The sequence below is a fragment of the Thioclava dalianensis genome, from assembly GCF_000715505.1.
In the GTDB taxonomy this organism is placed as follows: Bacteria; Pseudomonadota; Alphaproteobacteria; order Rhodobacterales; family Rhodobacteraceae; genus Thioclava; species Thioclava dalianensis.
On sequence record NZ_JHEH01000018.1, the window covers coordinates 1 to 23415 of the forward strand.

The 23415-nt window shown below is 62.4% G+C and carries 26 protein-coding genes and 1 tRNA gene; 15 read left to right on the forward strand and 12 right to left on the reverse strand.

Annotated elements, in window-relative coordinates:
* Positions 1–1090: serine hydroxymethyltransferase (gene glyA / locus DL1_RS13590; protein WP_038067299.1), on the forward strand; the 1090-nt coding region annotated here is incomplete at its 5' end.
* A gap of 81 nt (positions 1091–1171) precedes the next feature.
* Here the strand turns inward: glyA and DL1_RS13595 are convergent.
* Entirely contained in the window at positions 1172–1540 is a 369-nt protein-coding gene (locus DL1_RS13595) for a hypothetical protein (RefSeq protein ID WP_038067302.1), read from the reverse strand.
* A 129-nt stretch (positions 1541–1669) separates the two neighbouring features.
* On the opposite strand from DL1_RS13595, the gene DL1_RS13600 reads away from it, so the two are divergent.
* On the forward strand, positions 1670–2443 hold the full coding sequence (locus DL1_RS13600; protein ID WP_038067305.1) for an alpha/beta fold hydrolase: 774 nt from the start codon (positions 1670–1672) through the stop codon (positions 2441–2443).
* 24 nt (positions 2444–2467) lie between these two features.
* Here the strand turns inward: DL1_RS13600 and DL1_RS13605 are convergent, their stop codons facing one another.
* On the reverse strand, positions 2468–2794 hold the full coding sequence (locus DL1_RS13605) for a hypothetical protein (RefSeq protein ID WP_051693559.1): 327 nt from the start codon (positions 2792–2794) through the stop codon (positions 2468–2470).
* Positions 2795–3131: 337 nt separating this feature from the next.
* On the opposite strand from DL1_RS13605, the gene DL1_RS21255 reads away from it, so the two are divergent.
* Together DL1_RS21255 and DL1_RS13610 are read left to right on the forward strand one after the other, a co-directional pair.
* Positions 3132–3272 (forward strand): entericidin A/B family lipoprotein, encoded by a 141-nt coding sequence (locus tag DL1_RS21255; protein ID WP_074854738.1) that lies wholly within the window; start codon positions 3132–3134, stop codon positions 3270–3272.
* A gap of 556 nt (positions 3273–3828) precedes the next feature.
* Positions 3829–4902 carry a Hint domain-containing protein gene (locus DL1_RS13610; protein WP_051693560.1) on the forward strand — a complete coding sequence of 358 codons (1074 nt, stop codon included), beginning with the start codon at positions 3829–3831 and terminating at the stop codon, positions 4900–4902.
* 196 nt (positions 4903–5098) lie between these two features.
* Here the strand turns inward: DL1_RS13610 and DL1_RS13615 are convergent, their stop codons facing one another.
* From DL1_RS13615 to lepA, 3 genes are all read right to left on the reverse strand, one after another.
* Positions 5099–5605, reverse strand: a complete 507-nt coding sequence (locus tag DL1_RS13615) for a PhnA domain-containing protein (RefSeq protein WP_038067308.1) — start codon at positions 5603–5605, stop codon at positions 5099–5101.
* Positions 5606–5714: 109 nt separating this feature from the next.
* The gene (locus DL1_RS13620; protein ID WP_038067311.1) at positions 5715–6194 is read right to left on the reverse strand and encodes a pyridoxamine 5'-phosphate oxidase family protein; all 480 of its coding nucleotides are present in this window, start codon (positions 6192–6194) and stop codon (positions 5715–5717) included.
* Positions 6195–6382: 188 nt separating this feature from the next.
* Positions 6383–8182 carry a translation elongation factor 4 gene (gene lepA / locus DL1_RS13625; RefSeq protein ID WP_038067456.1) on the reverse strand — a complete coding sequence of 600 codons (1800 nt, stop codon included), beginning with the start codon at positions 8180–8182 and terminating at the stop codon, positions 6383–6385.
* 176 nt (positions 8183–8358) lie between these two features.
* Between lepA and DL1_RS13630 the strand changes: the two genes are divergently transcribed.
* On the forward strand, positions 8359–8547 hold the full coding sequence (locus DL1_RS13630) for a heavy-metal-associated domain-containing protein (protein ID WP_038067314.1): 189 nt from the start codon (positions 8359–8361) through the stop codon (positions 8545–8547).
* A gap of 210 nt (positions 8548–8757) precedes the next feature.
* Positions 8758–9069 (forward strand): hypothetical protein, encoded by a 312-nt coding sequence (locus tag DL1_RS13635; protein ID WP_038067319.1) that lies wholly within the window; start codon positions 8758–8760, stop codon positions 9067–9069.
* Positions 9070–9102: 33 nt separating this feature from the next.
* On the opposite strand, the gene DL1_RS13640 is transcribed toward DL1_RS13635, so the two are convergent.
* The gene (locus DL1_RS13640; protein ID WP_038067322.1) at positions 9103–9558 is read right to left on the reverse strand and encodes a low molecular weight protein-tyrosine-phosphatase; all 456 of its coding nucleotides are present in this window, start codon (positions 9556–9558) and stop codon (positions 9103–9105) included.
* A gap of 27 nt (positions 9559–9585) precedes the next feature.
* On the opposite strand from DL1_RS13640, the gene DL1_RS13645 reads away from it, so the two are divergent.
* Positions 9586–10275 carry an NAD-dependent deacylase gene (locus DL1_RS13645; RefSeq protein WP_038067325.1) on the forward strand — a complete coding sequence of 230 codons (690 nt, stop codon included), beginning with the start codon at positions 9586–9588 and terminating at the stop codon, positions 10273–10275.
* Between the two features lie 7 nt (positions 10276–10282).
* On the opposite strand, the gene DL1_RS13650 is transcribed toward DL1_RS13645, so the two are convergent.
* Positions 10283–10495 carry a YjiS-like domain-containing protein gene (locus tag DL1_RS13650; RefSeq protein ID WP_038067328.1) on the reverse strand — a complete coding sequence of 71 codons (213 nt, stop codon included), beginning with the start codon at positions 10493–10495 and terminating at the stop codon, positions 10283–10285.
* 117 nt (positions 10496–10612) lie between these two features.
* Here DL1_RS13650 and DL1_RS13655 point away from each other — a divergent pair, with 117 nt between their 5' ends.
* The 3 genes from DL1_RS13655 to DL1_RS13665 all read left to right on the forward strand — a co-directional run bounded on the left by DL1_RS13655 (position 10613) and on the right by DL1_RS13665 (position 12542).
* Positions 10613–11335 carry an ArsR/SmtB family transcription factor gene (locus DL1_RS13655; RefSeq protein WP_051693561.1) on the forward strand — a complete coding sequence of 241 codons (723 nt, stop codon included), beginning with the start codon at positions 10613–10615 and terminating at the stop codon, positions 11333–11335.
* Between the two features lie 129 nt (positions 11336–11464).
* Positions 11465–11752 (forward strand): 50S ribosomal protein L28, encoded by a 288-nt coding sequence (gene rpmB / locus DL1_RS13660; RefSeq protein WP_038067331.1) that lies wholly within the window; start codon positions 11465–11467, stop codon positions 11750–11752.
* A gap of 187 nt (positions 11753–11939) precedes the next feature.
* Positions 11940–12542, forward strand: coding sequence for a copper chaperone PCu(A)C (locus tag DL1_RS13665; protein WP_074854740.1), 603 nt, complete (start codon positions 11940–11942; stop codon positions 12540–12542).
* Positions 12543–12546: 4 nt separating this feature from the next.
* Here DL1_RS13665 and meaB read toward each other — a convergent pair whose 3' ends face one another.
* Positions 12547–13524 carry a methylmalonyl Co-A mutase-associated GTPase MeaB gene (meaB, locus tag DL1_RS13670; RefSeq protein WP_143081633.1) on the reverse strand — a complete coding sequence of 326 codons (978 nt, stop codon included), beginning with the start codon at positions 13522–13524 and terminating at the stop codon, positions 12547–12549.
* 138 nt (positions 13525–13662) lie between these two features.
* Here meaB and DL1_RS13675 point away from each other — a divergent pair, with 138 nt between their 5' ends.
* Both DL1_RS13675 and hrpB read left to right on the forward strand, forming a co-directional pair.
* On the forward strand, positions 13663–14412 hold the full coding sequence (locus DL1_RS13675; protein WP_051693562.1) for a DUF3108 domain-containing protein: 750 nt from the start codon (positions 13663–13665) through the stop codon (positions 14410–14412).
* Positions 14413–14418: 6 nt separating this feature from the next.
* The gene (gene hrpB / locus DL1_RS13680; protein WP_143081607.1) at positions 14419–16851 is read left to right on the forward strand and encodes an ATP-dependent helicase HrpB; all 2433 of its coding nucleotides are present in this window, start codon (positions 14419–14421) and stop codon (positions 16849–16851) included.
* Here hrpB and DL1_RS13685 read toward each other — a convergent pair.
* A complete protein-coding gene (locus DL1_RS13685) occupies positions 16848–17273 on the reverse strand; it encodes a CoA-binding protein (RefSeq protein WP_038067335.1) in 426 nt (141 codons plus the stop codon). The genes hrpB and DL1_RS13685 overlap by 4 nt on opposite strands.
* A gap of 175 nt (positions 17274–17448) precedes the next feature.
* On the reverse strand, positions 17449–18225 hold the full coding sequence (gene rlmB / locus DL1_RS13690) for a 23S rRNA (guanosine(2251)-2'-O)-methyltransferase RlmB (RefSeq protein ID WP_038067338.1): 777 nt from the start codon (positions 18223–18225) through the stop codon (positions 17449–17451).
* A 142-nt stretch (positions 18226–18367) separates the two neighbouring features.
* On the opposite strand from rlmB, the gene DL1_RS13695 reads away from it, so the two are divergent.
* Positions 18368–18451 (forward strand) — tRNA-Tyr (locus DL1_RS13695).
* A gap of 499 nt (positions 18452–18950) precedes the next feature.
* Here DL1_RS13695 and DL1_RS13700 read toward each other — a convergent pair.
* On the reverse strand, positions 18951–20273 hold the full coding sequence (locus DL1_RS13700; protein WP_051693563.1) for an MFS transporter: 1323 nt from the start codon (positions 20271–20273) through the stop codon (positions 18951–18953).
* Positions 20274–20533: 260 nt separating this feature from the next.
* Positions 20534–20941: a hypothetical protein gene (locus DL1_RS13705; protein ID WP_038067340.1), complete on the reverse strand. Its 408-nt coding sequence runs from the start codon at positions 20939–20941 to the stop codon at positions 20534–20536.
* Between the two features lie 72 nt (positions 20942–21013).
* Here DL1_RS13705 and DL1_RS13710 point away from each other — a divergent pair, with 72 nt between their 5' ends.
* Positions 21014–22018: a hypothetical protein gene (locus DL1_RS13710; protein WP_038067343.1), complete on the forward strand. Its 1005-nt coding sequence runs from the start codon at positions 21014–21016 to the stop codon at positions 22016–22018.
* Between the two features lie 86 nt (positions 22019–22104).
* Positions 22105–23385, forward strand: a complete 1281-nt coding sequence (locus DL1_RS13715; protein ID WP_038067345.1) for an O-acetylhomoserine aminocarboxypropyltransferase/cysteine synthase family protein — start codon at positions 22105–22107, stop codon at positions 23383–23385.
* Positions 23386–23415 lie beyond the last annotated feature (30 nt).

The window sequence follows — 23415 nt, forward strand, 5'->3', positions numbered from 1 at the left end:
CCGCTATTACGGCGGCTGCCAATATGTCGACGTGGCAGAAAACCTTGCCATCGACCGGGCCAAGCAGCTTTTCGGCTGTGAATTCGTGAACGTACAGCCCAATTCGGGCAGCCAGGCCAACCAGGGCGTCTATACCGCGCTGCTCCAGCCCGGCGACACCATCCTTGGCATGAGCCTCGATGCGGGCGGCCACCTGACCCACGGTGCCAAGCCCAACCAGTCGGGCAAATGGTTCAACGCGATCCAATACGGCGTGCGCAAGCAAGACAGCCTGCTGGACTATGACCAGGTGCGCGAGCTGGCGCTGGAGCATAAGCCCAAGCTGATCGTGGCGGGCGGTTCGGCCATTCCGCGCCAGATCGATTTCGCCAAGTTCCGCGAAATCGCTGATGAGGTCGGGGCCTATCTGATGGTCGATATGGCGCATTTCGCAGGCCTCGTGGCCGGCGGTCAGCATCCCTCGCCCTTCCCCTATGCCGATGTGGCGACCACCACGACGCATAAAACCCTGCGCGGCCCGCGTGGCGGGATGATCCTGACCAATAACGAGGACATCGCCAAAAAAGTGAACTCGGCGATCTTCCCCGGCATTCAGGGCGGCCCGCTGATGCATGTGATCGCAGGCAAGGCCGTGGCCTTCGGCGAGGCGCTGCGTCCCGAATTCAAGGTCTATGCCGAACAGGTCGTCAAAAACGCACAAGCGCTGGCCGATGAGCTGATGAAGGGTGGCCTCGACATCGTCACCGGCGGCACCGACACCCATGTAATGCTGGTCGATCTGCGTCCCAAGGGCGTGAAGGGCAACGCGACCGAGAAGGCTCTGGGCCGCGCCCATATCACCTGCAACAAGAACGGCATCCCGTTCGATCCGGAAAAGCCGATGGTCACCTCGGGCGTGCGTCTTGGCACGCCTGCGGGCACCACGCGCGGCTTCAAGGAAGACGATTTTCGCGAGATCGCCCGGCTGATCGTCGAGGTGGTCGACGGGCTTGCGGCCAATGGCGAAGAGGGCAATGCCGAGGTGGAAGCCTCCGTGCGGGCCAAAGTCGCCAAGCTGTGCGACGCCTTCCCGCTCTATCCCAACCTGTGATCCCTGGCGGATCGCGCGATCAGGCCCCCGTTTTGCGGGGGCCTTTTTGCTGCGTGGGCGATGGTCCCCGGATCAGGGCCCCTAGCGCACCAGCCAAGCGCTGCCTGCCAGCAGACAAACCCCGACGAGCACGATGATCACCGCCACGGCGCTGGCAAGCCCAAGTGCCGTCGAGCGCATCCGGTCGGCGGCCCCCAGAGGCTCAAGATATTTCTGGCAGGTGAAAAACGCCGCCTCGATCGGCTTGGGATCGAGCTGTCGGGCCAGTTTGGGAGAGCGCGCCTTGCGCTCGGTCTCGGCCAGCAGCCGCGCCGCCCGGCGCACCTTACGCGGCAACAGGCGCGCACGACTCGCGACCCGCGTCTCCAGATCGGGCCCCTTGGCTCCCAATCGCTGGACCAAAAGACGCGAGATCTGCGCCACCATTCGAGAAATCTGTTCGGGCGTCATGCTCTCCCCCGCCGTCGCTTCGCGTGCCGACGCTAGCCGCACCGCGCGAGGCGCGCAACATTGCGCATCGGAACAGTTTTTCGCAAATCCCCTCTGGTCGCGTGCCCACGCGCGACCTACTTTAGTTCCATGTTGAACACCGTGATCCATGGCGCGCCCAGCGACGCGCCCCCGCTCCTCATTGCACCTGGCCTTTTTGGCTCTGCGCGCAACTGGACTGTCATTGCCAAACGGCTGAGCGAAAAGCGGCAGGTGATCGCGCTCGATATGCGCAATCACGGAGACAGCTTCTGGGATGACGATCACAGCTACAAAGCCCTTGCCGCCGATCTTGCCGAGGTAATTGAGGCGCATGGCGGGCAAGCCGACGTTCTGGGCCATTCGATGGGCGGGAAGGCGGCGATGATGCTGGCATTCACCCACCCAGACCATTTGCGGCGCCTGATCGTGGCCGACATGGCGCCTCGGGCCTATGCGCACGGGGATGGCCATCTGGCCCTGATCGAGGCGATGCAGGCGCTTGATCTTGCGGCGCTTGAGACCCGTGGGCAGGCCGATGACGCTCTCGGGGAACAGGTGCAAGACCCGGGCACACGGGCTTTCTTGCTGCAATCTCTAAGCCTGCGTGACGGTCCTGCGCATTGGAAGTTCAATCTCGACGCGCTGGCCGCGAACATGCCCCAGATCATCGGCTGGCCCGAGACGGCATCGGACGCTCACTTTGACGGGAAGACGCTTTTCCTGACCGGGGCCAATTCGGATTTCGTCACGGATCAGGATCACGAGACGATCCGCACGCTTTTCCCAAAGGCCATGTTCAAGGAATTGAAGGATGCGGGCCACTGGCTCCATGCCGAGCGCCCGCGCGAAGTTGAGACGATCGTCGACGCGTTTCTCGAATAGGAGGGCCCTCGAGAGAGGCGCGCCCTATCCGCAGTCAAGCTGGTAGCGCCCCTCGCCGGTGTCGCCCGGCAGCGATGGCGAGCGCGCCCAACCGCCCAAGGGCCCCGCGACCTTACACCCCGACGCCTGCTCTGCCGCGCGCTCCATCAAGGGCGGGACCCGGTCACGCTCTTCCCGGCGCAGATATCCGCGCCGGATCACCTCTGCCCGATCTGCCGACACAAAGACGGTGAACGCGATACCCTCAAGGGTGATGTCATAGCGCGCCGCCCCGAAAAACTGAGGCGCAGGAGAGGCCCCGCAGCCCCATAGGCCAAGAGACAGCACACACAAGATCAAACATCTCGACATGAAAAAGCTCCGGGAGAGACACCCGGAGCCTTTCAGAGGAAGGTTAACGCGCAATTAACCCGTTCAAAAATTTTGCGCGATCCCCTGAGGGACACGAAGGGGATCGCGCAATCGTTCTGGCAGATGAGACTGGCGGTACCGCCAGAACGTTCGGAGATGTCGTCAAGATCAGGCGCGCCGTGACTGCTCGGGAATAAGCGATTTTCTGCGCTATACTCGGAAGTTACTGTGGCTCTGTCGAATCTCACTTGGCAAACGCGCGCAGATGCTGTTGGTTCCTTGGGAACCGGAAAAAATTTCAGGCGTTTGGCCTGCGAGAGTCTCAATGGAGTGTGAAATGACAAAATCGATCAAACTGTCTGCCGTAATGATGATGGCGCTTCTGGGCCTTGCCGCCTGCAACACGGTCCAAGGCGCAGGCCAAGACCTCTCGGTTGCTGGCAACACGATCGCGGGCGAGGCACGCTCGGCGCGCTAACTCCCCTACCGGCGCGAGAGACGCGAACCTGTCGAGCGTTCGCCAATCGCCTCTCTGAAACGAGCGGCCTCGGGATCTCCATCCCGGGGCCGTTTTGCGTCTTACTCACTCGTGACGCCGGAGCCGTGAACGAACGTTCATGATTGCAATCTGCAAGAGACCGCACGGGGTTCTCCGGGCTTTCTCGCTTGGTGCAGAAATCCTTGGCCTTGATTTTAGCCCTCCTGCCCGCGTGAAAACACCTGAAAGCCTTACGTAAATCGCCAATATGGAAACAATTCCGGCGAAACTCAGCAATTATTCACGCTCACCCCACCAATCCGCAAAAAGCGAAAATCTTTGCTCAAAAAAGAAATCATCGATTTCAGATACTTGCAAGACTCCCCTACGTAAACCTCACATTAACGCTTACGAATCACACGCAAAGGTTGCAATCTTGACTTGCGGCACTGGAACCTTCAACGAAGCAGCAAGAGTCAAAGTAAGCAGAAAATCACCGTATCAAGCGGACCATGCAGGCGTTTTTTAGATCGTAACCAATTGGGAAATAGTGAAAATGGCTGAACTTTCACGCTCGCTGGACGACACATTCGCCTATAATGGTTCACTGATTGACCTGACAGGAACTTTGCTGCTCAGCTCATTTACCCCACAATCCTCGGGCGAACTGACCGTGGATGACACAGATAACGAAAAAGATTGGGATTTCGGCGAGGCCGCGACCTGGAACGGTGACAACGCGACCTATCTCGGCGAGGGAACCGCGACCTCTGGCGTCTCGCTTGATCTCGGTATTCTCGGCTCGATCAATGTGGGCCTGTCCAGCCCGGTCGACGTCGTCGCCTGGCAAGCCGGTGGCTCGACCTATGTGAACTACCCCAATGGCGACCAAGCCTCGCTGCTCGACGGTCTGGTCTCACAGATCGAGAACAACGCGCTCTTCCAGTCGCTCGGGCTGACCACCGTACTCAACATCCTTGGCGTGACGGACCTGACCCAATATGTCGAAGACAACGCGCTGCTGACCTTCGACATCGACCAAGGCAACTCCTTCGATCTGCCGGTTTGCTTCACGCGCGGCACGTTGATCGATACGGTCTTCGGACCGGTCCCCGTCGAAGAGCTTGAGGTTGGTGATATGGTCATCACCCAAGACGACGGCCCGCGCCCCATCCGCTGGATCGGGCGGCGCCGCGTGCAAGGGAAAGGCAACTTCGCCCCGGTGCGCATCGCTTCCGGCACGCTTGGTAATTCGCGTGATTTGATGGTCTCACAGCAGCACCGGATCTTGCTGAGCGACTGGCGGGCAAGCCTGCTCTTTGGAGAGGATGAGGTGCTCGCCGCCGCCAAGCATTTGATCAACGACACGACAATTCGTCTGATGCCCTGCGAGGAGGTCGAGTATTTCCACCTGCTCTTTGATCAGCACCAGATTCTGACGAGCGACAACTGCCTGACTGAAAGCTTTCATCCCGGCGACATCGCCTTGGGTGCCCTTGCGGAGGACGCGAAGTCAGAGGTTCTGGACCTCTTTCCCGATCTCGGCAGCTTTGGGTGGCAAAGCTACGGCCAGTCGGCGCGTATGATCCTCAGGGAATATCAGACATTAGCCATGCGGGAAGGACACTGACACTTCGCCCCCTAAACGAACCAGTGACTTCCTACATACCGAAGCGCTCCCAGTCTGCACACTGTCGCTTCGGACGCTTTGTAAAACTCTCGATGTGGTGTCCCAAGCACTGAAGAGAGGTCAAAGCACAGCGCGCGATCCGTTCATAGCGGGTCGCGCGTTTTCAATTTTGTCCTCTCGCCCGGCGCAGGGATGCCTATTTCTTTTTCACGAATTCCGTCAGGATCACGATGCGCTGGCCTTCGACCCGGCCCTCGATATGACCCGCATTGTCCGGCGAGAGGGAAATCCCGCGCACCGCCGTGCCGCGTTTGGCGGTAAAGCCCGCGCCTTTGACCGGCAGATCCTTGATCAGCACCACCGTGTCGCCACGCGCGAGCAATGCCCCGTTGGAATCGCGGTGCTCGAGCGTGGTCTCGACGTTCTCGACCCAAGCGCGCATCTCGTCATCGAGATAGAGCTGGTCGGCGAGGTCATTGGCCCATGCCTCGTCGATGCGCCCGAGCATCCGCGCTGCCAAGACCTGCACCGCCGGTTCCTCGGACCACATCGCGCCCGCCAAGCCGCGCCAATGGGAAGGCACCGGCGTGCCCTCGATCTGCTCGACACAGGTGGCGCAGATCGCAGCGCTTGCGCCCTCCGGGCCGCCAGTCACGGCGAAATCTTGCAACGGAGCCTCGGCGGCGCAAAGCGGGCAGGTCATGGGCGGTCCTTTGGGTTGATTCACAGGCTTTGTAACCGCTTCCGCCCTTTAGGCAACGCAAAAGGGCTGCGGCAAAACCGCAGCCCCTTCCTGCTATCTTGCGCAGAACCTAGTAGCGTGCATGTGCAACGCGGCCGCTCATGCTCTCGGCCGGGTCGCTCGACAGCAGGATTTTCAGCCCCGCGACCAGCGAATTGCCAGAGTCCCAGATTTCCGCCTCTTTCGGGTCGAAGCGCAGAAGGGCCAGTTTCGGATCGTCCTTGCCGTCATACCAAGCGGCGATAAAGGGGTTCCAAAGGCGGTCAATCACCGCGCGATCATCAGCCTCCGTCAGCGCCCCGGACACGGTCGCAAAGACCGTGTGGCCCTTATCGGCAAAGGTGAAAAGCGCGGCGTCGCCATCGCGCATCCCATCGAGCAATTCACTGTCGCGCGCAGTAAAGAACCAGATAGGCCCGGGCTTTTCTTCGACAATCGCTGTCATAGGGCGCGGCGAGGCAGCGCCCTGCCCGTCGCGCGACAGCATCACAGTACGGTCGGAGTCCAGCGCGTCCCAAAAGTCAGTTTCAATTTTGGCTTGATCGGTCATGTCTTACTCCTTGTGGTGTTTGGAGTAAAAACGAGGTGCGAGGCGCGGCTGTTCCGGGAAAATGCGACAGAGATGCATTTCTCACAGCCGACCGAGCGCCTTATCGCCGCCCTACATGTGATCAGGCGTTCGCCCCTCAACGCTCTATCTTTAGACAGAACTGACCCCGCCAGTGGCGGGGTCGTGTATCACTCATCCATCTTGAGCGCAGCGATAAAGGCGGATTGCGGGATCTCGACCTTGCCGAATTGCCGCATCTTCTTCTTACCGGCCTTTTGCTTCTCCAGAAGCTTCTTCTTCCGGGTCGCATCGCCGCCATAGCATTTCGCGGTCACGTCCTTGCGCATCGCGGAGAGGGTCTCACGGGCGATGACGCGGCCACCGATGGCGGCTTGGATCGGGATCTTGAACATGTGGCGCGGGATCAGATCCTTGAGCTTTTCGCACATCGCGCGGCCCCGGCTGTCGGCGCGGTCGCGGTGGACCATGATCGAGAGCGCATCCACCGGCTCGTCATTCACGAGGATCGACATCTTCACGAGGAAATCTTCGCGATAGCCGGTGATCTGGTAGTCGAAGCTGGCATAGCCCTTGGTCACGGATTTCAGGCGATCGTAGAAGTCGAACACCACCTCGGCCAGCGGCAGGTCATAGACCACCATCGCGCGCGAGCCCGCATAGGTCAGATCCATCTGGATGCCGCGGCGGTCCTGGCACAGCTTGAGCACATCGCCCAGATATTCGTCGGGCACGAGGATCGTGGCCTTGATGCGCGGCTCCTCGATGTGATCGACATAAGTCAGATCGGGCATATCGGCGGGGTTGTGCAGATCGAGCACCTCGCCGTCTTTCATGTGCAGCTTGAACACCACCGAGGGCGCGGTCGTGATCAGGTCCAGATCGTATTCGCGCTCCAACCGGTCGCGGATCACCTCAAGGTGCAAAAGCCCAAGGAAGCCGCAGCGAAAGCCAAAACCAAGCGCGGCCGAAGTTTCCATCTCCGAGCTGAAGCTTGCATCATTGAGTTGCAGCTTCTCGATGGCGTCGCGCAGCGCTTCGAAATCATTGGCATCGACCGGAAAGAGGCCACAGAACACCACCGGGATCGAGGGTTTGAAGCCCGGCAGGGCCGCCGCGCAGGGCTTTTTCTCATGGGTGATCGTGTCGCCGACCTTGGTGTCGCGCACCTGTTTGATCGAGGCGGTGAAAACCCCGATCTCACCCGGACCCAGTTCCGGGATATCGACCATCTGCGGCTTGAGCACGGCCAGGCGGTCGAGCTTATAGGTCGCCGCCGACTTCATCATCTTGATCTGGTCGCCCTTCTTGATCACGCCATCCATGACGCGGATCAGAACGACGACGCCGAGATAGCTGTCATACCAGCTATCAACCAGCATCGCCTTGAGCGGCTTATCACGGTCGCCCACCGGCGCGGGCAGACGTTGCACGATCGCCTCAAGCACATCGGGAATGCCAAGGCCGGTTTTGGCCGAGATCATCACGGACTCCGACGCGTCGATCCCGATCACATCCTCGATCTGCTCTTTGACGCGCTCGGGCTCGGCCGCGGGCAGGTCGATCTTGTTAAGCACGGGCACGATCTCATGATCGGCATCAATCGCCTGATAGACATTGGCGAGCGTCTGGGCCTCGACACCTTGGCTGGCATCGACAACCAAAAGGGAGCCCTCGACCGCCTGCATCGAGCGCGAGACTTCATAGGCGAAGTCCACGTGGCCGGGCGTGTCGATGAGGTTGAGCACATAGGTGTGCCCGTCCTGCGCCGGATAATCGATGCGCACGGAATTCGCCTTGATGGTGATCCCGCGCTCGCGCTCGATATCCATCGCGTCGAGCATCTGGGCTTTCATATCCCGTTCGGCCACCGTCCCGGTCAGCTGGATCAGCCGGTCGGCGAGGGTGGATTTGCCGTGGTCGATATGAGCCACGATGGAGAAGTTGCGGATGCGCTGAATATCGGTCATGGCGCGCGTATACATTGGAACATCTGGGCCGGGAAGAGGGATTGAGCGCATCCGCTGACTTGGCGCGTCGAAAAGTGAGAGGCGCGCGCGGCCTTGCGGCGCACGGGCGCGCAAAGGCTTGACCTGAGACCTGCCGCAGCCCAGATCTGACGCATCACATCCAGGAGGCTCCAGCAATGATCTACTCCGTCCCAAACATGACCTGCGCGCATTGCAAAGCGGCCATCGAATCTGCCATCGAAGAGGTCGGCGGCAAGGCCGATGTCTATCTTGAAGACCTTGAGATCGAGGTGAGCGGCCTGCCCGAGGCCACCGTTCTGAGCGCTCTGAAGGCCGCAGGTTACCCCGCCACTCCCACCGAGTAAGATTGCGCAGGCCCCGTCACCGCAATGTGTTCCCCACATATTGCGGCGCTGTGAGAGGGAACAGCCACTTGTGGAAAACAGGTTCCCTCGCGCCCGTGTGACTCGCTCATTTGCCCTGCCTACATTGCCCCAACATTAAATTTGCGTTAGCATTTTGCGCATTGAGGCAACGAACTGGCGAGAACAGCCGGTCGAAAAAAGGGCAGTGACATGACTTTCAAGACGACACTCGGATTGTGTGCATTTGGCGCAGCGATGGGCTTTGTCTCCATGGCGGCCGCAGGGCCGATCGACAACGCCTGCATGAAAGCCGGTCGCACGACGAATGCGAGCATGTGCAGCTGCATCCAGCAGGTCGCTGACATGACGCTCAGCAACCGCGACCAGCGCCGCGCGGCCAACTTCTTCCACGATCCCGACCGCGCGCAGGATGTGCGGATGTCGGACAGCCAGTCGGATAACGACTTCTGGGATCGCTACAAGAAATTCGCCTCCGCGGCGGAAGGCTTCTGCCAGCAATAACCCTAGCGCCCGTTGCAGAGTCGACCGGCGGCTTCAGGCCTCCCGGTCGGCCAGCAGATCGGCCACAAGCGCCTCGGCCCCCGCTTCGATCTGATCGAGGGCCGCATCGAAATCACGCGTGAAATAGGGGTCGGACACATCGCCACCGCCCCGGCGCGCATCGAGAAACATCCGCACCTCGGCCCGCGCGCCTTTCGGTGAGCGGTCCAGCGCATCGCGCAAATTATTCTCATCCATCGCCAGAATGAAATCAGCTTTTGCGAAATCGGCCTCATTGAGCTGACGCGCGCGCAGCGTGCTCAGATCATAGCCGCGCGCTTGGGCGGCCTTGATCATCGGCCCATAGGGCGGCTCTCCGGCATGCCAATCGCCCGTTCCGGCGCTGTCGAACTCGATATCGAGACCGGCCACGCGCGCTTTTTCACGGGTGATCGCCTCTGCGGCGGGCGAGCGGCAGATGTTGCCAAGACAGAGAAACAAGATACGCATGGGGTTGTTGTAGCGAAAGGAGCGGAGATGGCCAAGATCGTGATATTGACGGGCGCCGGGATTTCAGTCGAGAGCGGCATTCGGACCTTTCGCGCCTCGGACGGGCTCTGGGAAGACCACAGGATCGAGGATGTCGCAACGCCCGAGGGCTTTGAGAGCGACCCCGATCTGGTTCACCAATTCTACAACGCTCGCCGGGCCGCCGCACGGGCCGCGCAGCCCAACGCCGCCCATAGCGCCTTGGCTGCACTTGAGGCCGACTCCACCCATGAGGTGCTGATCATCACCCAGAATGTCGATGATCTGCATGAGCGCGCGGGATCGACACGTGTCGTTCATATGCACGGCTCGCTCTTTGGCGCGCTGTGCCATGCCTGCGGGCATCGCTGGCCTGCGCCTCAGACGATGGCGCGCACGGATGCCTGCCCCGAATGCGGCGCGCAGGCGAGCCGCCCCGATATCGTCTGGTTCGGCGAGATGCCCTACCGGATGGAAGAGATCGTGCGCGGCCTTGAGGCGGCGGATCTGTTTGTCTCGATCGGAACCTCGGGCAATGTCTACCCGGCGGCGGGCTTCGTGCAAGAAGCGCGCGCCGCCGGGATCGAAACGCTGGAGCTGAACCTTGAGCCATCGGCGGGCACGCGAATGTTCACCGAGGCCCGCCACGGCCCCGCGACCAAGATCGTGCCCGAATGGGTGGCGCAAATCTCGGGCTGAGCGCCCCTCACTGCCGCCAATAGGAGGGCGCATCCCAATAGGGGCGCTCCGCTTCGCGGCACGCCTCCTGCGCGCTCAGCCCGATATCTTCAAGCCCGTCACGGCTGAGACGCGACAGGGCGCGGCGGCTGCGGCGCAGCTCACGCATCAGGCGCAATCGGCGCGTCAGGCCAAGGGTGGCGCGGCGGGGCTGCAAAAAGAGCCAGAGTGCTTGGGTCATCGCGAACGTCCTTCATCTGTGAGAGCTGCGTCTCCCGGCAACCTGCCGCATTGACCGGGGCTCTCGTTTCGATGACGCTCGAAACATCTGCGCGCAGCCCAAGCTTAGGCTCACCTCATGACCAACGGACCCGACATCGCCAGCATTGCCGCCCTGATCGCCGATCCGGCGCGGGCGCTGATGCTCAACGCCCTGATGGCCGGGCGCGCGCTGAGCGCGGGCGAGCTGGCCGGGATCGCGGGAATCGCCCCTTCAACGGCCTCCTCCCATCTGGCGCGGCTGAGCGCGGGCGGGCTGGTCGCCATGCGCCAGCAGGGGCGGCATCGCTATTTCGAGATCTCTGGAAGCGCGGCGGTCGAACTGCTCGAATCGCTGATGCGATTCTCGACGGTGACCCTGCCCCGGCTTGGGCCGCGCGACGCGGATCTGCGCGAGGCGCGGCTGTGCTACAATCACCTTGCCGGACGGGCGGGCGTTGCGCTTTATGACGGTCTGATCGCGCGCGGCGCGCTCTGCCCCGGGCATGACGGTCCGGAGCTGACCGAAACCGGGCGCGCCTTTGTCCAGACGCTCGGCATTGATCTTTCGGCCAAGACGTTCAAAAGACCCCCGATCTGCCGCTCCTGCCTCGATTGGTCGGAGCGCCGCAGCCATCTGGGCGGCGCGCTTGGCCGCGCCCTTTGGGAAGCGATCGCCACCAAAAGATGGGCCCGGCAATGCGGCGATAGCCGCGTGGTGAGGTTCACTCCCGAAGGTCAACGCCGCTTTGCGCAGCTCCTTGCACCAAAAACTTCAATGCAGGGCGGGAAATCCGGGCAAAAACCGCGCCTGCCCGCTTGACGCGAGGCTGCTTTGGACGTATCCCCCGCCAACAGATTTCTGGGCGCTGCCTGACGCGGCGCCTTTCTATGTTGGGGCCTGAGCGCGATTCGTAAGCGTTGGCCGGGTAAGAAACAAAGGAAGAATGCCATGTCGCGCGTTTGCGAACTGACCGGCAAGGGCCCGATCACGGGCAACAAAGTGAGCCACGCGAACAACAAATCGCGTCGTCGCTTCCTGCCGAACCTCAATGATGTCACCCTGATCTCGGACGTTCTGGGCCAAAGCTACAAGCTGCGCGTCTCCGCAGCCGGGCTGCGCTCGGTCGACCACCGTGGCGGCCTCGACGCCTACCTTGGCAAAGCCAAGGATGCCGAGCTGTCGGACAAAGCGCTGAAGATCAAGAAAGCCATTGCCAAGGCTCAAGCACCCGCCTGAGCTTTCGCAAGCGTATGAGTTTGGAACCCCGTGCCCTTGGCGCGGGGTTTTTCCATGTGTTCCCTTGGCATCATCGGCCCCAGCCGCGACTATTCACCACAGGGAATCACGCGACATGACGGCCTAGCCTCATCACGTCGCCGTGAATTTTCGCGACGGATCGTCGATTTCGGAGGAGACTTAACTGATGCGAAAGATCTTGCTTGCCGCAGCACTGAGCGCTTGTGCTGCCATCCCCGCCTTTGCCCAACAGATCGAAGTGATTGATCCCTATGCGCGGGTCTCCACGCCGATGTCGAAATCCGGGGCCGCCTTCATGGAGATCAAGAACGTCACCGACCGTGATGACCGCCTTGTCTCGGCCAGCTCGGATATTGCCGCACGGGTTGAGCTGCACACCCATAACGATCTGGGCAATGGCAAGATGCAGATGGCCGAGGTGAAGGAAGGCTTCCCGATCCCGGCCCATGGCACGCATATGCTCTCGCGAGGCGGCGATCATGTCATGTTCATGGGACTCACCCACGGCCTAACGCAGGGCGAGCTGGTACGGGTGACGCTACATTTCGAGAAGGCCGGAGACATGACCATCGAGATCCCGGTCGATCTCAAGCGCGGTCAGGGCATGCTGATGAACGATGCCGCCGATCCCCTCTCGCATAGCGAGATGGAGCACAGCGATATGGATCATATCGATATGGATCATGGGGAGATGGATCATGGCGAGATCGAGCACGGCACAATGAGCCACGGCGAGCACCAGCTCAACAAGACCGAGAGCAATATGTAAGCGCCTAGTCGCGCAACAGGGCCAGCATGCGCGCTGCGGCAGCGGCGGGCGCGCTGTCCCCTTCGGCCACCGCCGTGCCCAGTGCTTGCATCTGGGCGCGAATCTGCGGGTCTTCGCGCAGACGGGCCAACAGCCCCTCGCGAACCTCGGCCTCGAACCAGTGGCGCGCTTGCTCGGCGCGGCGCGTCTCGAAATGCCCCTGCGCGCGCCGCCAATCGGCCAGCGCAGTCATCTCCTCCCACGCCTTATCCAGCCCATCCTGCGAGAGCGCAGAGACCGGGAGCGCTTTGGGAAAGCCCTCCGGGTCTTGAGGACGCTTGCGCAACAGATGCAGCGCGCCCGCGTAATCGGCCACGGTACGCATCGCGGCGGGTTTGAGATCGCCATCCGCCTTGTTCACAAGGATGATGTCGGCCATCTCCATGATGCCACGCTTGACCCCTTGCAGCTCATCCCCGCCGCCCGGTGCCATCAGCAGCACGAACAGATCGACCATCTCTGCCACCAGCGTCTCGGATTGTCCGACGCCCACCGTTTCGATCAAGACGACATCGAATTGCGCCGCCTCGCAAAGCGACACCGCCTCGCGGGTGCGGCGCGCAACGCCGCCCAGATGAGTCTGGCTGGGAGAAGGTCGGATGAAGGCGTTGGGGTCGCGCGACAGCTGCTCCATTCGGGTCTTATCGCCCAGAATCGAGCCCCCCGAGCGCGCCGAGGACGGATCGACCGCGAGCACCGCCACTCTCAGCCCCTGCCCCGTGAGACGCAGTCCGAATGCCTCGATAAAGGTCGATTTCCCGACACCCGGCGTGCCCGACAGACCGATCCGGAGGGCTTGGCGCCCCACCCCGGCGAGAGTGTCGAGCAGTTCTGCGGCCTGCGCCCGGTGATCGGCCCTGCCCGATTCCACAAGCGTGATGGCGCGTGCAAGGGCACGGCGGTCCCCCTCTAGGATGCGGGGGGCAAGATCGGCGGCAGTCAGTGCGGACATCGGCGGGCTTTCGCTGATTTTCATGATCGTGTCAGGTTTGACAAGAAAGGTGAAGTCATCGCGGTTACTTGCACGGCGCGCGCGGACTATGTCCAGTGTTAACCCCTCCCAGCCTCGACGAGGACTGTCATGAAGCTGTTTTCATTTTCCACACGCCGTGCCGCGTTGAGCGTGCCGCTCATTGCCGCGCTGAGCCTGACGCCTATCGTGCCTGCGCGCGCCGATCAATCCGACCAGATCGTGTTTGACGTCGTGCTCAAGGGCATTCGTGCTGGCGAATTGGCGATCAACGGAAAAATCGTGGGCGATGGCTATGGCGCGAATGGCGTTCTCAAGACCGCGGGTCTCGTCGGGCTGTTTCGCAAGATCCGCTATGACGCCACGGTCTCGGGCCATTACGCCAACGGCACCTTCACACCGATGCGCTTTTCGGAGAAGTCCGACACACCGAACAGCAAGGCGACCCATGAGATCGTCTACAAGAACGGCACCCCAGTTGCCGTCAGCCGCAATCCGCCGCGCGCACCAAGCGACCGCGACGTCGATCCGGCCAAGCAAACCGGGACGCTCGACCCGCTGACTGCGCTTTACGCCGTGCTGCGCAATGTCGATACGGCGGATGCCTGCAAGCTCGATGTCAAGATGTATGACGGCGCCAAGCGCTCTCAGGTGCGGCTGTTCGACCCGCGCCCCGATGGCAAGGGCGTCGTGTGTTCGGGCGAGTATCGCCGATTGGCCGGGTTCTCGAAATCCGATATGGCCGAGAAAAGCCGCTTTCCCTTCACGCTCTATTACGAGCCGAGCGGTCCGGGCCGCTTGCAGGTCGACCGGATCGAGACCGATACGATCTATGGAAAAGGCAGTCTGAAACGGCAATAAGGGGGCGTGACCACGACCAACGCCCCCTTGCCCATTGATGCGGTGCTGCCCGAGCTGACGGCGGCCGTGAACGCGCATGGGCGCGCGGTCCTGATGGCCCCGCCCGGCGCAGGCAAGACCACACGGGTGCCGCTGGCGCTGCTGGATCAGATCACGGGCCGGATCGTGATGCTGGAGCCCCGGCGTCTGGCCGCGCGCGCCGCCGCCGAACGCATGGCCCAAACCCTTGGCGAGCCCGTGGGCGCTACCGTCGGCTACCGGATTCGCGGCGAGACAAAGACCTCTCGTGACACCCGAATCGAAGTGGTCACGGAGGGCATCTTGACCCGGATGCTGCAATCGGACCCGGAGCTTGCTGGGATCGGCTGCGTGATCTTCGACGAGTTTCATGAACGCTCGCTCAATGCCGATCTGGGGCTTGCGCTGATCTGGGAGGTGCGCGGCGCCTTACGCCCCGATCTGGCGCTGGTGGTGATGTCGGCCACGCTCGATGCGGGTCCGGTGGCCGAGCTGCTGGAAGGCGCGCCGGTGGTGGTCTCTGAGGGCCGCGCCTTCCCCGTTGAGACCCGCTGGCTGGACCGCCCCACCGACAAGACGATGCGCTATGAGGGCGCGATGGCGGGGCTGATCGCACAGGCAGCCACAGAGGCTGGAGGCTCGCTTCTGGCCTTCCTGCCCGGCGAGGGGGAAATCCGTCGCGTCGAGGCGCTCCTCAAGGGCCGACTGCCCGCCGATATCGCTATTCGCCCGCTGTTCGGCGCGATGGACTTTGCGGCCCAACGCGCCGCCATCGCGCCCTGCGCGCAGGGGCGCAAACTGGTGCTGGCCACCTCGATTGCCGAAACTTCGCTGACGATCGAGGATATTCGCGTCGTGATCGACGGCGGGCGCGCGCGCCGCGCGCGATTCGATCCCGGCTCCGGGATGGCGCGGCTTGTGACCGAGCCAGTCAGCCGCGCCGAGGCCGAGCAGCGCCGCGGGCGGGCCGGGCGGGTGGCCGAGGGGATCTGCTACCGACTCTGGACAAAAGGCGCCGAGGGCGCGCTGCCCGCCTTCCCACCCGCCGAGATCGAAGTGGCCGATCTGACCGGCCTCGCGCTTGAGCTGGCGCTTTGGGGCAGCGACGGCTCCGACCTTGCCTTTCTCACGCCGCCGCCTGCCCCCTCGCTGGCCGAAGCCCGCGCCTTGCTGGCCGATCTGGGGGCGCTGGAGGGCACGCAGATCACCGCCCATGGGCGACAGCTGTCGCGGCTCCCGCTGCATCCGCGTCTGGGCCATATGCTGGTGCAGGCCGGGCCAGAGGCCGCGACGCTTGCAGCCTTGCTGGCCGAGCGTGACCCGTTGCGCGGCGCGCCTGCGGATCTGTCGCTGCGGCTGGCCGCGATCCGGGCCCCCGGACCCGAGGCCCATCGCGGCACGGTCGAGCGGATCCGGCAGGAGGCCAAGCGCCTCGCGCGGCTGATCGAGCCCTCGGGCACGGCGCTGCCCCCCGAAGCACAGGCCGCCCTCGCCTATCCCGACCGGATTGGGCTGCGGCGCAAGGGCGATGCGCCGCGCTACGTGCTCTCCGGGGGCAAAGGAGCGTTTGTGAGCGACGGCGACCCGCTGGGCCGCGAGCGTCTGATCGTGGCCACCGATCTTGACGGCGATCCCCGCGAGGCGCCGGTGCGGCAGGGCGCTGCGATCTCGGAGGCGCAGGTCCGTGCGCTCTTTGCCGATAGGATCGCGTGGCACGATGTCTGCGAATGGTCGCGGCGCGAAGGCCGGGTCATTGCGCGCAAGCAGGAACGCCTGGGCGCGCTCGTGCTCGACGACCGGGTCTGGAAAGACGCGCCGCGCGAGGCCGTAGCCCTTGGTGCGCTTGACGGGCTGCGCCAGATCGGCCTGCCGATGACCGCCGCCGCACGACGCCTGCAGGCGCGGGTGGAACTGCTGCGCGATCAGGGCGCCGATCTGCCCGATTTCACCGATGCCGCCCTGCTCGCACGCGGCGAAAATTGGCTCCTGCCCTATCTCAGGGGCAAACGCACCGAGGCGGATCTGCGCAAGCTGGATGTGACCGAGGCCCTGCGCGCCAGCCTCGACTGGGAGCAGATGCAACAGATTGATCGGCTGGCTCCGGGGCATTTCGAGACCCCCTTGGGCCGCCGCGTGCCGATTGATTACGCAGGTGAGGCACCGGGCATCGAGATCCGCTTGCAGGAAATGTTCGGCGTCACGCGCCATCCCACGGTGGGGCCGAAACACCTCCCGCTGCGAATCACGCTCCTGTCGCCCGGCCACAAGCCGATTCAGGTGACGATGGACCTGCCGGGGTTCTGGAATGGATCTTATGCGGATGTGCGCAAGGATATGCGCGGGCGCTACCCGAAACACCCTTGGCCCGAAGATCCGCGCGAGGCCGATCCGACCCTGCGCGCCAAACCCAGAGGGCGTTAAGCCCCTGCCATCACCCGCGGAAACTCAACCTTGGGGCAGCGATTCATGACGACATCCAGCCCGGCTGAGCGCGCAACCTGTGCTGCGCTATCATGAATGACCCCGATCTGCATCCAGATCGTCTTGGCGGAGGGCAAATCGCGCAGCACCGACTCGACGATCTCCGGCACGGCTTCTGATTTGCGAAAGATATCAACCATATCGACGCCCGCATCTTTCGGGATCGCAGCAAGATCAGGATAGACGATCTCGCCCAGAAGCTCTTGTCCAGCAAGCCCTGGATTGACCGGCACGATCTTGTAGCCCTTCTCTTGCAAGAAGCGCGCGATCTGATAGGAGGGCCGCTCTGGCTTATGCGAAATCCCGACCACGGCGATCACGCGGGTGCGGGTCAGAATGTCACGGATATCAACGTCTTGCATTCAAGCCTCCGGCAGAAAAAAGCGCCCAGACCAGAAATCTGGTTGGGCGCTGAAGTGGTGGAACGAGGGACAGTGAACTTGAAGCGCGGAGGTTCCAGACCCGCGCCTCTGTACTTCAGATAGTGACACAAATGTCCCGTTAAAGGCCTATGCCCTCATGCTCTCGGTTTTGTGATCAAAACCGGCTTGCGGCGGCATAGAGACTCACGGCAGCGGCATTGGAGACATTGAGCGAGCCGAATGCGCCGTGGAAGGGGATTCGCACCAGCCGATCACAGGTCTCTTGGGTCTTTTCACGCATCCCGGGACCTTCGGCGCCCAGCACCAACGCGACGGGATCCGGCCCGGCCTCTGCCAGACCATCGGCCAACGTCATCTTGGCATCGCCCGCAAGGCCGAGCAGTCGGAAGCCCATGCCGCGCAGCTCTTCCATCGTGTCAGACAGGTTCTTCACGCGGAAATAGGGCTGGCGTTCGAGCGCGCCGCTGGCCGTCTTGGCCAAGGCACCAGTCTCGGGCGCGGAATGGCGATGCGGCGCGACCACGGCTGCCGCCCCGAACACTTCGGCAGAGCGCAGAACAGCGCCCACGTTATGGGGATCGGTGACCCGATCCAGCAGCACCACCACCTTGGCATTGTAGCACACATCCTTGAGCGCGCCCCAGTCGAGCGGCTTGACCTCGAGCGCGGCCCCCTGATGCACCGACTCAGCCGCAATCGGCACATGTGTGTCGAATTTGCGGACATCGACGATCTCGGGCTCCATGCCCGAACTGGAAATCGCATCGGCCAGCTTGTCGGCCGCGTTCTTGCCGCAGACCAGCCGCAGCCGCTCACGCATCGGATTGTGCAGCGCATCGCGCACCGCATGCAGCCCGAAAAGCCACACCGTTTCCGAGGCCGCCGCACGGCGCGCGCGTTCTTTTTCGATCACCCAGGTCGGTTTTTTCATGGCAATGCTCCTTTGACCCTGCAATGGCGGCTCACTGCGCGCTTGGCAAGCCCCGCGACCCGCCCAGCATCGCATGAGACGTTTTTTCGTCAAACTCGCTCTTGACGCCCCGCCCCCCCTTTTGTATCTCCCGCCCAGCGTCGGGTGACGTGCTGCAAGGTGCGGCAGCGGACTGTAACTCCGCCGGGGCGACCCACGCCTGGTTCGATTCCAGGGTCACCCACCAAATTCCCCAATTTGGTTGTGTTGTAATGAGCATGTGGTCCGCACATGTCTCATTTAGGCGTTGAGCGATCGATCGGTTTCGCGTGATGGCCTGCGGTGTTCGTCTCCCTACGAAATCTAACGGCAATCACGACGTCGCAAGGCCCAAGCTGGCCCGCAACACCGATTTCAACGCTTCATATGCTTTCGTGCGCTCTGTCTGCCGGGAGACTTTCAACGATGCTTTGATCCCGGCTCGATCTTGTGGACAGCCACGCTTGAACAAGCCCGGTCATGATTGCCCCAAGCCCGAAAGCGGCAAGCAGTGACAAAACGTTCCAAGATTTCGCCCGTAGTCTTCGGTTGGCTCCCCGATCATATTCAACCACCAAGACGAAAAGCCCCGACGCGGTGAAGCGCCGGGGCCGAGCCGTTCGGAACAATCCCGAAGGACGAGCAGCCATCGGGCAGACAGACCGCGCGAAGGTGCCTTGGGCCCTTGGCCTGTTTGGGCCAGTCCTCTAGTCCAGCGCCTTGCCCCGGGTCTCGGGCGTCTTCAAGATCGCGATGATCGCGGCAACCGCATAGAGCATCACCAGCGCGCCGATATAGAGATAAGCCTCATGGATGCCGAAATGGCTGAGCAATTGGCCGGCCAAAATCGGGATCAGCCCGCCACCGTAGACCTGACTGATCTGATAGCCCGCGCTGGCCCCTGAGGCGCGATAGCGAGTGGGGAAGTTCTCGGTGTAGAACGCCGGGATCGCACCGTAGCCAAAGCCGAAGACGAACCCGAAGCCGATGACCTCGGCCAGCACCGCATAGGCGAAGACGCCGGTGTTGATCAGGTAGAAATAGGGGACCGCGAAGACCAAAAAGACCCCCGCTGAGATCAGAAGAATCACTCTGCGGTTAATGTAATCCGCCAAAAACCCGCCAATGACCATGAAGACGAGCATAGAGGCCGCCGCGATCAGCCCGATGAGTTCGGGGGTGGAGCCCTTGAACCCTACAGCCTTCATGTAGCTTGTGCCGAACACGAAGCACAGGAAGAAGGCGCCCGAGAACATCGCGTTGACAAGCGAGGTGCGCAGGATCGTGCCTGTCATCTCGGTCCACACCGCGCGCGCCGGGTTGCGGAGCACGCCCGAGCCGTTGCGGTGCTCCTCGAAGACGGTGCTGTCCTCGGTCTTGCTGCGGATGAAGATGCCCACGATGGCCACCGCGAAGCCGAGGAAGAAGAAGATCCGCCAACCCCAGGCGCTGAAGGCGGCCTCGGACATCAGCGCCTTGACGATCAGCACCGAACCGAAGCCAAGGATCAAACCGATGGGGATCGCAAAGCCCACCCAAGCACCCCAGAGCGCGCGGTATTTCGATTTCGACGCCTGCTCGACCACCCAGGTCGAGGCGGTGCCGAACTCCGCGCCAAAGCTGATCCCTTGTGCAAGGCGCAGGAGGATGAGGATGATCGGGGCCGCGACCCCCATCGTGTCATATCCGGGCAGCAAGCCGATCAGCAGTGAACTGACCCCCATCAGCAAAAGCGCGTAGACCATCGCATCCTTGCGCCCGCGAGTGTCGGCAATATGGCCAAAGATATAGGCGCCAATCGGTCGGATCACGATGCCGAGGCCATAGACCCCGATGGCCGCTGCGACGGCGGCGAGACCGGGCAGCTTGAAGAACACGCCGCCCCAGATCGTGGCTGCGATAACGCCGGTCACGAGGAAATCATATTGCTCGATGACCGAGCCGATGATGCTCGCGATCGCGACCTTGACGATGGATTGTCCGCTGGCGGCAGCGACTGCGGCGGGCGGATTTATAGTTTCGACACTCATTCGCTCATCCTCCTCGAATGGAATTTGAGCTAGCACCGTTCGTGTCGCGGACGAGTGGGATCACGCAGTCGGGAACCTATGCGAACCGCCGTGTGCGACAGCGCTTCACCGCGATTGCACTGACAACAGATACGCACCCACGCGCGCCCTTATTCGGGCCGGCCCCAAACGCAGCGCTTGGGATGCCGACGCTCGCGGCGCGGGGCCACGGGCAAGACTGAGCGCCAAGCTGACCTTGTCAGATCATTGGGTGAGCCAGATCATTGGGTGAGAATGTCGGCGCGGCGGAACGTGGCCTCTTCACGGCTGCCGTCGTCATAAATGAGCTGCACACGCACCTCTTTAACCGAGCCTGCAGGTTGCGAGACATAGACTTGATCGCTTGAGAGCGCATTGGGCTGCGTCGAGCCCTCGTGGCAGGCTTCCATCTTGAAGGCTGTGTTCGGGGCCGCGCCGTTCAAGCCATAGCGGATCTCGCGCAGTCCACAGCGCCACGCCAGCAGATGGGTGAAATAGACCAGATCCTTGCCACCAGCCTCACGGATCGCAACCCAAGACCCGCGCGTCATATCGAGGATCGGTCGCACTTCCCCGGCGGTCGTGAAATTCTGCGCCATCACCGGAGATGCGCAAGAAATCGCGAGAATCGTCAACAGCTTGCCTAACATGGTCCCTCACCCACTTTCGCCTCGGATCATTCCCGCTATACTGCGGATGAACCAATCGGAGACGGGGCGATTATGCCGGCGAAACGCGCGCAATCACAACCCTACAACATCTTCTGTATTGCACAGGCGGGTCGTCTGGAATACGAGGCTATCCCCTTCGTTCTCAGCTTTCGACAGGCCAATCCCGACTTTGCAGGACGGCTGTTTGTGGCGGAGCCCCAACCCGGCCCGCTCTGGAGTGGCGAGACCCGGATCTCGGCTCCGGTGCGCGCGATTCTCGAAGCCGCGGGGGCCGAGATCCTGCCCTTCGAGAGCAAGGCCTTCGGCGAGAGCTACCCCTATGGCAACAAGATCGAAGCCCTCTCCGCCCTGCCCGCAGGCACGCCCTTCGTGTTTTTCGACACGGACACGATCTTTACGGCACCGCTTTCGAAGGTCGCCTTCGATTTTGATCGTCCCTCCGCCTCGATGCGGCGCAGCGGCACGTGGCCCGAGCCGCCGCTTTATGGTCCGGGCTATGGCGATATCTGGAAATCGCTTTACGACAAATTCGGGCTGGAGGGATTTGAGGACACGCTCGATCTCAGCCAGCCGGATGAATATTGGCGGCGCTACATGTATTTCAACGCGGGTTGGTTCTTCGGCCCCGATCCGGTGGAATTCGGCCAACGCTTCCTGCGCTACGCCCGTGCGATCCTCGACGATCCGCCCGATGAGCTGGCCTGTCAGAGCTTCGATCCCTGGCTCGACCAGATTGCCCTGCCGCTGGTGATCCATTCCTTCGGCGGAGGGCGACCGGGCCCGGAACTTGACGATCTGGACGGCGCGGTTTCGTGCCATTATCGCGCGCTGCCATTGATGTATGCGCGCGAGGACAGCGCCGTTCTCGACACGATCGAGACCGTGGTCGCCCCCAATCCGATCAAGAAAGTCCTCAAAACCTATGAACCGGCCAAGAAACTGATTTTCCAAAGAAAAGGCCGCAAGTTACGGGCGCATTTCGACGAGGGCGGCCTGCCGCGGACGGAAAAGATGCTGCGCAACCAGATCAAGCGCAAAGGGCTTTGGCTGCGCTGAGCCCCGCAGCATTCACGAAAGTGTTTGGTACCGCCCTGAGCGCACAGTAGGCTGCGCCGCGACAGATCACCGAACGGGAGGTAAATATGTCCGGTTACAAGTTCGAAACGCAACAGATCCATGCGGGCGCGGAGCCTGACTCTGCGACTGGCGCCATGCAGGTGCCAATTTATCAAACCACCTCCTATGCGTTCAAGGATGCCGATCACGCAGCCCGCCTGTTCAACCTTGAAGAGGTCGGCTTCATCTATTCGCGCCTGACCAACCCCACGGTGATGAAACTGGCCGAGCGCGTGGCGGCGCTTGAGGGGGCTGCGGGCGGTATCTGCTGCTCCTCGGGTCACGCGGCACAGATCATGGCACTGTTCCCGCTCATGGGGCCGGGGCTCAACATCGTGGCCTCAACACGTCTCTATGGCGGTTCGATCACGCAATTCTCGCATACGATCAAGCGTTTCGGATGGTCCTGCACCTTCGTCGATTTCGACGATCTCGACGCGCTGGAAGCGGCTGTGGACGACAACACCCGCGCGATCTTCTGCGAATCGATCTCCAATCCGGGCGGCTATATCACCGATATCCCGGCGGTCGCGAAACTGGCCGACAAGGTGGGCTTGCCGCTGATCGTCGACAACACGCTGGCCACGCCCTATCTGTGCCGCCCCATCGAGTTGGGCGCGACGCTGGTGGTGCACAGCCTGACGAAATACATGACTGGCAACGGCACGGTCACAGGCGGCTGCGTGGTCGATTCGGGCAAGTTCGACTGGTCGGCCAGCGGCAAGTTCCCCTCGCTCTCCGAACCGGAACCCGCCTATCACGGGCTGAAATTCCACGAGGCGCTGGGGCCGATGGCGTTCACCTTCCACTCCATCGCGGTCGGGCTGCGCGATCTGGGCATGACGATGAACCCGCAAGGCGCGCATTACACGCTGCTCGGTATCGAGACGCTGAGCCTGCGCATGGACAAGCATGTCGCGAATGCCAAGACGGTGGCCGAGTGGCTCGAAAATGATCCCCGGATCGAATATGTGACCTATGCCGGGCTCGAAAGCTCGCCCTGGCATGACCGGATGAAAACCGTCTGCCCGAAAGGTGCGGGCGGGCTCTTCACGGTGGCCGTCAAGGGCGGCTATGAGGCCTGCGTGACGCTCGTCAACAAGCTCAAGCTGTTCAGCCATGTCGCCAATCTCGGCGATGCGCGCTCGCTCATCATCCACTCCGCCTCGACGACCCACCGGCAGCTGACCGAGTCCCAGCAGATCGCGGCGGGGGCAGCGCCCAACGTGGTCCGGCTCTCGATCGGGATCGAGGATGCGGACGATCTGATCGCCGATCTCGATCAGGCTCTGGGCGCCAAAAAATGACACCGGACCGGGGGCCACGCGCCCCCGGAC

What these genes read in the sequence shown, in the direction of transcription:
- DL1_RS13595 (WP_038067302.1), bottom strand. Translation starts at nt 1,540, where the DNA reads ATGACGCCCGAACAGATTTCTCGAATGGTGGCGCAGATCTCGCGTCTT.
- DL1_RS13600 (WP_038067305.1), top strand. Translation starts at nt 1,670, where the DNA reads ATGTTGAACACCGTGATCCATGGCGCGCCCAGCGACGCGCCCCCGCTC.
- DL1_RS13605 (WP_051693559.1), bottom strand. Translation starts at nt 2,794, where the DNA reads ATGTCGAGATGTTTGATCTTGTGTGTGCTGTCTCTTGGCCTATGGGGC.
- DL1_RS21255 (WP_074854738.1), top strand. Translation starts at nt 3,132, where the DNA reads ATGACAAAATCGATCAAACTGTCTGCCGTAATGATGATGGCGCTTCTG.
- DL1_RS13610 (WP_051693560.1), top strand. Translation starts at nt 3,829, where the DNA reads ATGGCTGAACTTTCACGCTCGCTGGACGACACATTCGCCTATAATGGT.
- DL1_RS13615 (WP_038067308.1), bottom strand. Translation starts at nt 5,605, where the DNA reads ATGACCTGCCCGCTTTGCGCCGCCGAGGCTCCGTTGCAAGATTTCGCC.
- DL1_RS13620 (WP_038067311.1), bottom strand. Translation starts at nt 6,194, where the DNA reads ATGACCGATCAAGCCAAAATTGAAACTGACTTTTGGGACGCGCTGGAC.
- lepA (WP_038067456.1), bottom strand. Translation starts at nt 8,182, where the DNA reads ATGACCGATATTCAGCGCATCCGCAACTTCTCCATCGTGGCTCATATC.
- DL1_RS13630 (WP_038067314.1), top strand. Translation starts at nt 8,359, where the DNA reads ATGATCTACTCCGTCCCAAACATGACCTGCGCGCATTGCAAAGCGGCC.
- DL1_RS13635 (WP_038067319.1), top strand. Translation starts at nt 8,758, where the DNA reads ATGACTTTCAAGACGACACTCGGATTGTGTGCATTTGGCGCAGCGATG.
- DL1_RS13640 (WP_038067322.1), bottom strand. Translation starts at nt 9,558, where the DNA reads ATGCGTATCTTGTTTCTCTGTCTTGGCAACATCTGCCGCTCGCCCGCC.
- DL1_RS13645 (WP_038067325.1), top strand. Translation starts at nt 9,586, where the DNA reads ATGGCCAAGATCGTGATATTGACGGGCGCCGGGATTTCAGTCGAGAGC.
- DL1_RS13650 (WP_038067328.1), bottom strand. Translation starts at nt 10,495, where the DNA reads ATGACCCAAGCACTCTGGCTCTTTTTGCAGCCCCGCCGCGCCACCCTT.
- DL1_RS13655 (WP_051693561.1), top strand. Translation starts at nt 10,613, where the DNA reads ATGACCAACGGACCCGACATCGCCAGCATTGCCGCCCTGATCGCCGAT.
- rpmB (WP_038067331.1), top strand. Translation starts at nt 11,465, where the DNA reads ATGTCGCGCGTTTGCGAACTGACCGGCAAGGGCCCGATCACGGGCAAC.
- DL1_RS13665 (WP_074854740.1), top strand. Translation starts at nt 11,940, where the DNA reads ATGCGAAAGATCTTGCTTGCCGCAGCACTGAGCGCTTGTGCTGCCATC.
- DL1_RS13675 (WP_051693562.1), top strand. Translation starts at nt 13,663, where the DNA reads ATGAAGCTGTTTTCATTTTCCACACGCCGTGCCGCGTTGAGCGTGCCG.
- DL1_RS13685 (WP_038067335.1), bottom strand. Translation starts at nt 17,273, where the DNA reads ATGCAAGACGTTGATATCCGTGACATTCTGACCCGCACCCGCGTGATC.
- rlmB (WP_038067338.1), bottom strand. Translation starts at nt 18,225, where the DNA reads ATGAAAAAACCGACCTGGGTGATCGAAAAAGAACGCGCGCGCCGTGCG.
- DL1_RS13700 (WP_051693563.1), bottom strand. Translation starts at nt 20,273, where the DNA reads ATGAGTGTCGAAACTATAAATCCGCCCGCCGCAGTCGCTGCCGCCAGC.
- DL1_RS13705 (WP_038067340.1), bottom strand. Translation starts at nt 20,941, where the DNA reads ATGTTAGGCAAGCTGTTGACGATTCTCGCGATTTCTTGCGCATCTCCG.
- DL1_RS13710 (WP_038067343.1), top strand. Translation starts at nt 21,014, where the DNA reads ATGCCGGCGAAACGCGCGCAATCACAACCCTACAACATCTTCTGTATT.
- DL1_RS13715 (WP_038067345.1), top strand. Translation starts at nt 22,105, where the DNA reads ATGTCCGGTTACAAGTTCGAAACGCAACAGATCCATGCGGGCGCGGAG.